The organism is Actinocrinis sp., from assembly GCF_035653575.1.
Lineage (GTDB): Bacteria > Actinomycetota > Actinomycetes > Streptomycetales > Catenulisporaceae > Actinocrinis.
On the sequence record NZ_DASRBQ010000061.1, the window covers coordinates 1 to 7,733 of the forward strand.

Consider the following 7,733-nt stretch of genomic DNA (forward strand, 5'->3'; position numbering starts at 1 on the left):
GAAGCCGGCTTCGAGATGAGGTCTCCCACCAACACGATTGGGTAAGGCCCCCCACAGACCATGGGGTTGATAGGCCCGGCATGCACGCCCGGTAACGGGCTTAGTGGACGGGTACTAATAGGCCGAGGACTTACCCCACCCCAACAAGCACGACGTGATCCAGCGCACCACGACGAAACCAACTCGCATCCACTACCCGGTTCACAGGCCCTCCCCGGCCCGACCGCGGGAACACACACGCAAGCACACCCCCACCCGGTGGTGGTGCGCTTGCGAGGCCTGAAACAGTTGCGGCGGCCATGGCGGCGGGGAAACGCCCGGACCCATTCCGAACCCGGAAGCTAAGCCCGCCAGCGCCGAGGGTACTGCCGGGGAGACCCGGCGGGAGAGCAGGACACCGCCGCACAACCCGTGAAAGTGGGGCCGCTTCCGATAACCGGAAGCGGCCCCACTTTGCTTTTGCGGACAAGATTTCGAGACAGGCGCAGCCAGCGGCTTCGATGTCGGCTCAACTCCAGCACGCACCAGAGTGACGCTCGATCCTGTCCCTGGTCGCAAAGCCTTTGCGCAGCTCAGCTGTCCTCTTGTCGCTCTCCCGCCTCGATTGGCCACGGGATGAGCGCGTGGGCGAGAATAGGCGGATGCGTGCGCTCCGAAGCGCCCACGCACGAACAGACTTGAGCAATATCCGCACCGTACGTTCGCTGAAGTACCACGACAGGAGCCCTGAGCCGCATGTCCACCTCCTCATCCGGCCGTCCCCGCCGCCCGTCCACGGGTCGCCCCACGGGGAACAAGCGCGTAGCCGGGCAGGGGCGACGGGGACGCGACGACCAGCAGCAGCAAGGCGGCGGCTTCGGGGGCCGCAGCGGCGGTTCTGGCGGCGCCGGCGGCCGCTTCGGCGCCGACCGTGACCGCGACCGGGACCGTGACCGCGGCGGCGATTCTGGCTCGCGCGGCCGGTACGGCGACCGTCCGTCCTACGGCGAGCGGCGCGCGGGCTACGACCAGCGGGACCGCGAGGGCGGCGGGGACCGCGGGTTCCAGCGGCGCGACGATCGTGGCGGGGATCGGGGTTTCCAGCGTCGTGATGACCGTCCTCGGTTTGGGGATCGGGATCGTGAGCGCGGTGGCTTTGATCGTGACCGTGGCGGGGATCGCGGTGGCGACCGCGGGTTCCAGCGGCGCGATGACCGCGGCGGCGACCGGGATCGTGGTGGCTTCCAGCGTCGAGACGACCGCGGCGGTTACGGCCAGCGTGACGACCGGCGCGGTGGCTTCGACCGGGATCGTGGTGGGGACCGCGGGTTCCAGCGGCGCGACGATCGTCCTCGGTTTGGGGATCGGGATCGCGAGCGCGGTGGCTTTGATCGTGACCGTGGCGGGGATCGCGGCGGGGACCGTGGGTTCCAGCGGCGTGATGATCGTGGTGGGGATCGGGGTTTCCAGCGTCGTGATGACCGTCCTCGGTTCGGGGATCGGGATCGTGAGCGCGGTGGCTTCGACCGGGACCGCGGCGGAGACCGGGGGTTCCAGCGGCGGGATGACCGGCCGCCCTTCGGCGACCGCCCGCGCGGCGACCGTGACCGTGGCGGGGACCGCGGGTTCCAGCGTCGCGACGACCGCGGCGGCTATGGCGACCGTGGCGATCGGCGCGGGGGCTTTGAGCGCCGGGATGACCGGCCCTCCTACGGCGACCGTCCGCGGTTCGGCGACCGCGACCGCGGCGGGTTCGACCGCGATCGAGACCGCGGCCGAGGCGGCTTTGACCGGGATCGCGGTGGGGACCGCGGGTTCCAGCGCCGCGACGACCGCCCGTCCTATGGCGACCGCGACCGTGACCGCGGCGGTTGGGATCGTGACCGCGGCGGGGACCGTGGGTTCCAGCGCCGCGACGACCGCGGCGGCTTCGAGCGTCGCGACGATCGGCCGCGCTTCGCAGACCGTGACCGGGACGGCGAAGCGACTGCCAGCGAGCCCGCGAAGCAGAGCGAATCCGCCGAGGCCTTCGACGAGCTCTCGCTGCCCGACGACATCGACACCTCGGACCTCGACGCCGACATTCGCGCCGAGCTGCGCACGCTCGTGCGGATGAAGGCCGAACTCGTCGGCGGGCACCTGGTGATGGCCGGGCGCCTGGTCGACGAGGACCCCGAGAAGGCCTATGCCCACGCCCGCGCCGCGCAGCAGCTGGCTCCGCGCCTGGCCGCGACGCGTGAGGCGCTCGGCCTTGCCGCCTACCTCTCGGACCGGTACGCGGAGGCGCTCTCCGAGCTGCGCGCCGCGCGGCGGATCACCGGTTCCAACCACCAGTGGGCCGTGATGGCCGACTGCGAACGCGGTCTGGGCCGGCCGGAGAAGGCGCTGGAGATGGCGCAGGCCCCGGAGGCGAAGGAACTGGACAAGGCCACGCAGATCGAGCTGCGGATCGTGGCTGCCGGGGCGCGGCGCGACCTTGGGCAGCCGGACGCGGCCGTGGTCCTGTTGCAGGGCGCCGACCTGACGCCGGCTCAGCCCGAGCCCTGGACCGCGCGGCTGCGCTACGCCTACGCGGAGGCGCTGCTCGAAACCGGCCGCGAGGAGGAGGCCCGGGAGTGGTTCGCCCGCGCGAGCGAGGTGGACCCCGAGGGACTCACCGGCGCCGGCGAGCGGCTGGCCGAGCTGGACGGACTCACCTTCGACGAAGTCGAGGAGGAGTTCGACGAGGACGAAGTCGACGACGAGTTCGAGGGTGCGGACGACGAGCTCGACGAAGAGGACGAAGAGGACGACGACGAGCTGGATGAGGAGTTCGACGACGAGGACGACCTCGAAGCGGACGAGGAGCACGAGGACGGCGCTCCTCGCTCTGCCGCCGAAGAGGGCGTCGGTCCGCACCTGGAGAACGACGAAGAGCAGTAAGCCGGCGCGGGACGCGGTACGTCACCGCCACTGATCACGTGCCACGCTGACGACGACGGGCGAGCCTCGACAGGCTCGCCTGTCGTGCTTTCGAGGCCTAGTAGTGCGCAGTGCGGCGAGCCCGGATCGGCTCAGCCCTCGTCCAGCAACCGCAGCACGAGGCCGGTCGCGGGCTTGGGCGCGAACGCGGTGGACTTGCGCGGCATGCGGACCCCTACCGCCGCCAGATCCTTGACCGTGGACTCGGCGACCGGCCGCAGCAGCACCGCCAGGCCGTGATGCCGCTGCGCTTCGATGACCGCATTGCGCGCGTCGTGGTCAAACCGGATGTGATCCGCGGTGTCGGGGACATCCCAGACCTTCCGGGCGAGTGCCAGGTGCACGACCGTGGCATCCAAACGGCGCCAGGCCTCCGGCCGGTCGTCCGGAATCGCCTCGGCCAGCAGCTCCGGCTTCGGATCCGCGATGATCCAGGCCCGCTGCCGGTCCACCGCGGCCACCGCGATGCGTTCCGGGCCGATCCGCCCCAAGGCCTCCAGGGCTGCCTTGTAGCCGCCCTCGACCGATGTGACCGCGAAGTGCTTCGCCGCCGCGTCGAGGGCCGGCGCGACCGGCAGGTCCGGAATCCAGCGGTGGATGCCGCGGACCTGGAGCGGATGCCGCTTGGAGTCGACCAACAGCGCCAGTCCTCGATCCGTACCAGGCCGGCCGAGGGCGGCGAGGCGCTGGTAGGCGGCGTAACGGTGATGCCCGTCGGCGATCAGGGAGCGGCGCGGCGCCAAGTCGGCCGCGATGATCGCGTGCTGCGCCGGGTCCGTGATGGGCCACAGCCGGTGATGCGTGCCGTCCGCGGTAGCCGCGTCGACGATCGGATCGGGGCCCTCAGCGTACCGTTCGACCAGATCGGAAGCCGGACCGCCGCCCTCGTAGGTGAGCAGGATCGGCTCCGGGTTCGCCCCGGTGGCGTGCATGAGCGCCCGCCTGTCGGCGACGACAGCGTCCACGACGTCCTCGTGCGGGAGCACCGGCCCCGAATCGTCCGCGGGAAGCTTCAGCGCGCCGATCAGGCCGCGCTGGTGGCCTGCCGGACCGGTCTGCTCGTAGACGTAAAGCGCCGGCTGCGGGTCCATGACCAGCGCTTCTTCCTCTCGCCACGCCTGCAAAGTGCGCGCCGCCCGCCGATAGCGCAGCCGCGCGTCGGGCTCATCCAGCTCCGGAAGGATGAGCCGAACGATGTTATGCGCGCCGCTGCGGGCAAGTCGGTGTGCCTGAATTGGGTCGATCATGTCGTACGGTGGCGATATGACTGCCGCCGGGTCGCCGACCTTGGCGCTTGCGAACCGCAGACCGCGGAACGGGACGAGCGCGAGCCGCCCCTGATCGTCGGTGCGCGTAGCGTCGGCATCCGGAGCGGGATTCATACGCAAATGCTATGGGGTGCCGCCGACGGGGCGGCACTACGACGGCCGAGCCGAAAGTGACAGCTCGGGAAAGACGGGAACAGCGGTAATAACGGAACAGAACGAACTCCGGGAGGCGCGAAGTGGCTGAGGGAGCGCAGCAGTGGCATGGCGACGCGGCGGACGAGCGGTGGGCCGGACCCGGTGAGCCGCTCGACGACTCCGCCCTCTCCGGGGAGGTCAACGACTGGTACCAGCGCGGTATCCAAATGCTCGACAGCGGTAATCCGGCGGCGGCAACGCAACTCCTCGTGCGCGCGGCCGACCGCGTACCGCGTTCGCGTTCCGTTCTCGAGGCCCTGGCACGGGCACAGTTCGACGCGGAGCAGTACGAAGAGGCGGCGCAGGTGTTCCGCACGCTCGCGGAGTCGAACCCCGACGACGATTACGCGCAGTTCGGCTGGGGCTTGGCCGCTGCCCGGCTCGGAGACTACGAGCTCGCGGTCGAGCACTTGGCGCTGGCTGCGGCGATGCGGCCGGACGTGCGCTACTACACCCAGGCGCTACGCGGCGCGCGGGCGACTGTGCGATCCCGGTCGGGGGCCGGGAAGCAGGGCAGGGCCTAGCCGGAATCGCGGCACCGTCTCGCAGGGTGCGCTGACGACCTGTCGGCGGACAGGTCATGCGAAAATCGGGTGTTGTGACGAACTTGGAGAGCGTGGCGGACGAGGCGACTACGGCGGAGCAAAAGCGGCGGGCGGCGCAGGAGAAGCCGCTCGCCGCGTTATACGACACGGCACTGCTGGACCTCGACGGCGTGGTGTACCGCGGCGCGGACGCCGTACCGAACGCCGTACCCGCATTGTTGTCAGCAGCTGGTGCCGGAATGCGGCTCGCGTACGTCACCAACAACGCGTCGCGCACACCCCAGGCCGTGGCCTCTCACCTGCGCGAGCTCGGGTTGCCTGCCGATGCGGACGACGTCGTCACGGCGGCGCAGGCTGTCGCGCGGATCGTCGCGGAGCAGGTGCCCGAAGGCGCACGCGTGCTCGCAATCGGTGGGGAAGGGCTGCGGCAGGCACTGCTTGAGCACCGACTAACGCTCGTCAACAGCGCCGAGGACAACCCCGCTGCGGTCGTTCAGGGATACCGGCCGGACACGATGTGGAAGGACCTCGCCGAGGCCGCGTACGCGATCGAGCGCGGTGCGCTGTGGTACGCCGCGAACACCGATCGCACGATGCCTACCGCGCGAGGGATCGCACCAGGCAACGGAGCGCTGGTAGGCGCGGTCGCCGCCGCGACCGGGAGCTGGCCGACCGTGGCGGGTAAGCCGGAGCCCGCGCTGCACCGCGAGACCATGATCCGCACGAAGGCGCAGCGTCCGCTCGTCGTCGGGGACCGGCTTGACACGGACATCGAGGGCGCGAACCGAGCCGGCGCCGACTCGCTGCTCGTGCTCACCGGCGTCACGCGGCTGCAGGACCTGAAGGACGCGCCGAAGGAGCACCAGCCGACCTATCTGGCCCAGGACCTGCGCGGATTGCTCGACCCGAGCCAGCTTATGCGGTGGCGCGACGCCTGAACTAGAAGATCTTGCGCAGCTTGATCAAGTCGCCGAACGACGCGTTGACCTTGATCCGGCCCGAGGTCCACGCGGAGATGAAGTTCAGGCTGCCGTCCACCAGCTTGAGCAGGTCGTCACTCGGGATGGTCAGCCGGATCTGCGCCTGCGGCGGCTTCGCGCCGTTGTCGTAGGAAGTGACGTTCAGCAGCCGTGCGTCCTTGAGCGTGCCGTGAAATGTCACATCGAGGTCCGGCACCTGACAGCTGACAGTCCGTTCCAGCCGGTGCCGGTCACGGCTACTGTCGTCCAGGCCGCCCATCTTCGCGGCCAGTCGGTCCAGGGCCTCCGCGCATTCGCTCTTGGTCGCCACGGCTGGCACCCTACCGCCACCGGGTCGCGCGGCGCGGTACGGTCAGGGGAACAGCGCGGATAAGCGGATACGCACTGCACGGGCACTGTAGGGACACGGTGAGAGGACGGCGGGCAGCATGGACACCGAGGGCGCGGTCGAGGCTCCGGCCGAGGCCGGGAGAGTGCCAGAGCCCGAGCCGTTCGCGGTCGTTCCGGAACCCGAGCCGACCGGTCATCCCGACGTGGACGCCGCGCTCGACCGGCTGCGCGAACTGCCGGACCGGCCCACGGGTGCGCACCCCGACCTGTACGACGGCATCCACCAGCGTCTGCAAGAGGCGCTGGCGCAGATCGACCGGCAGGACGCGGGCAATCAGGACGCGGGCGCTCAGCGCACGGGCTGAGCAGCCCGTAGCGCGTTAGGCGAAAAGCACTAGGCAGACGCTGGCAGTCAGCCGGACAGGCAGGATCCACGATGGCGGGACAGGCGCGGCGACGGCTCGACGCCGAACTGGTCCGGCGCGGGCTGGCCCGCTCCCGCGAGCAGGCAGTCGAGTTGATCGCGGCCGGACGGGTCACCGTCGGCGGGCAGGCGGCCGGGAAAGCGGCGACGCAGGTGGAGACCTCCGCCGCGATCGTCGTGGCCGGGACTCCGGACGGGGAGTCGGAGTACGCCTCGCGCGGCGGGCACAAGCTCGCGGGCGCCATCGCAGCTTTCGGCCCGCGCGGGCTGGTCGTCGAGGGGCGCCACTGCCTGGACGCCGGTGCGTCCACCGGGGGCTTCACCGACGTGCTGCTGCGCGCCGGAGCCCGGCAAGTGGTCGCGGTCGACGTGGGCTACGGGCAGCTGGCCTGGCGTTTGCAGACCGATCCGCGCGTCGTGGTCGTGGATCGAACCAACGTGCGTGATCTGACGTTGGAGCAGATCGGCGGCGGGGCGGCGGAACTCATCGTCGGCGACCTCTCGTTCATCTCGCTGACGCTGGTCCTGCCCGCCCTCGCCCGCTGCGCCGCACCCGGCGCCGATCTCGTGCTCATGGTCAAACCGCAGTTCGAGGTCGGCCGGGATCGGCTCGGTTCCGGCGGCGTGGTACGCGATCCGGGCTTGCACGCGGACGCGGTACGTACTGTGGCCGACGCCGCGTGGGCGCTCGGCCTCGGCGTGCTCGGCATCACCGCGAGCCCGCTGCCCGGACCGAGCGGAAACGTGGAGTACTTCGTGTGGCTGCGTGCGGGAGCTGCGCCGCTCGAGGACGAAGAGTTGGCGCGTGCGATCGCCGAAGGGCCAGCCGGAGCCAGCGCACCGCAGAGGACGAACGGACGCGTGAATGAACAGACGAATAGACACAGGGAGCGTGCGTGACGGTCGACGACAGCGGTGACGAGCGCCCCAAGCGCAGCGTCCTGCTGATCACCCACACCGGCCGCAAGGAAGCCAAGGACGCGGCACGTAAGGTCGCGCACTGGCTCTCCGGCGCCGGGATAGAGGTGCGGGTACTGGCCGGAGAGGTGGA

At 70.6% G+C, this 7,733-nt stretch carries 8 protein-coding genes and 2 rRNA genes; 7 read left to right on the forward strand and 3 right to left on the reverse strand.

The genetic code is table 11. The annotated features are described in order from the left end of the window. Positions 1-138, forward strand: a 23S ribosomal RNA gene (locus VFA06_RS08885); the annotation flags it as partial. Positions 139-289: 151 nt separating this feature from the next. Then, positions 290-406: ribosomal RNA gene (gene rrf, locus VFA06_RS08890) — 5S ribosomal RNA — on the forward strand. A 341-nt stretch (positions 407-747) separates the two neighbouring features. Here rrf and VFA06_RS08895 read toward each other — a convergent pair. Further along, positions 748-2,118, reverse strand: coding sequence for a hypothetical protein (locus tag VFA06_RS08895; protein WP_324839964.1), 1,371 nt, complete (start codon positions 2,116-2,118; stop codon positions 748-750). On the opposite strand from VFA06_RS08895, the gene VFA06_RS08900 reads away from it, so the two are divergent. Further along, complete coding sequence (locus VFA06_RS08900; RefSeq protein WP_324839965.1) at positions 2,092-2,901, forward strand: tetratricopeptide repeat protein; 810 nt, start codon at positions 2,092-2,094, stop codon at positions 2,899-2,901. The genes VFA06_RS08895 and VFA06_RS08900 overlap by 27 nt on opposite strands. A 131-nt stretch (positions 2,902-3,032) precedes the next feature. Here VFA06_RS08900 and VFA06_RS08905 read toward each other — a convergent pair whose 3' ends face one another. Beyond that, entirely contained in the window at positions 3,033-4,322 is a 1,290-nt protein-coding gene (locus VFA06_RS08905) for a DUF1015 domain-containing protein (protein ID WP_324839966.1), read from the reverse strand. A 122-nt stretch (positions 4,323-4,444) separates the two neighbouring features. Between VFA06_RS08905 and VFA06_RS08910 the strand changes: the two genes are divergently transcribed. Both VFA06_RS08910 and VFA06_RS08915 read left to right on the forward strand, forming a co-directional pair. Further along, complete coding sequence (locus VFA06_RS08910; RefSeq protein WP_324839967.1) at positions 4,445-4,927, forward strand: tetratricopeptide repeat protein; 483 nt, start codon at positions 4,445-4,447, stop codon at positions 4,925-4,927. Positions 4,928-5,019: 92 nt separating this feature from the next. Further along, positions 5,020-5,886 (forward strand): HAD-IIA family hydrolase, encoded by an 867-nt coding sequence (locus tag VFA06_RS08915; protein WP_414639855.1) that lies wholly within the window; start codon positions 5,020-5,022, stop codon positions 5,884-5,886. Position 5,887: 1 nt separating this feature from the next. Here the strand turns inward: VFA06_RS08915 and VFA06_RS08920 are convergent, their stop codons facing one another. After that, positions 5,888-6,238 (reverse strand): SCP2 sterol-binding domain-containing protein, encoded by a 351-nt coding sequence (locus VFA06_RS08920; RefSeq protein ID WP_324839969.1) that lies wholly within the window; start codon positions 6,236-6,238, stop codon positions 5,888-5,890. A gap of 118 nt (positions 6,239-6,356) precedes the next feature. On the opposite strand from VFA06_RS08920, the gene VFA06_RS08925 reads away from it, so the two are divergent. Together VFA06_RS08925 and VFA06_RS08930 are read left to right on the forward strand one after the other, a co-directional pair. Then, the gene (locus tag VFA06_RS08925; RefSeq protein ID WP_324839970.1) at positions 6,357-6,623 is read left to right on the forward strand and encodes a hypothetical protein; all 267 of its coding nucleotides are present in this window, start codon (positions 6,357-6,359) and stop codon (positions 6,621-6,623) included. Positions 6,624-6,694: 71 nt separating this feature from the next. Further along, on the forward strand, positions 6,695-7,582 hold the full coding sequence (locus tag VFA06_RS08930; protein WP_324839971.1) for a TlyA family RNA methyltransferase: 888 nt from the start codon (positions 6,695-6,697) through the stop codon (positions 7,580-7,582). The last annotated feature ends 151 nt before the right edge of the window (positions 7,583-7,733 follow it).

What these genes read in the sequence shown, in the direction of transcription:
- VFA06_RS08900 (WP_324839965.1), top strand. Translation starts at nt 2,092, where the DNA reads ATGAAGGCCGAACTCGTCGGCGGGCACCTGGTGATGGCCGGGCGCCTG.
- VFA06_RS08905 (WP_324839966.1), bottom strand. Translation starts at nt 4,322, where the DNA reads ATGAATCCCGCTCCGGATGCCGACGCTACGCGCACCGACGATCAGGGG.
- VFA06_RS08925 (WP_324839970.1), top strand. Translation starts at nt 6,357, where the DNA reads ATGGACACCGAGGGCGCGGTCGAGGCTCCGGCCGAGGCCGGGAGAGTG.
- VFA06_RS08930 (WP_324839971.1), top strand. Translation starts at nt 6,695, where the DNA reads ATGGCGGGACAGGCGCGGCGACGGCTCGACGCCGAACTGGTCCGGCGC.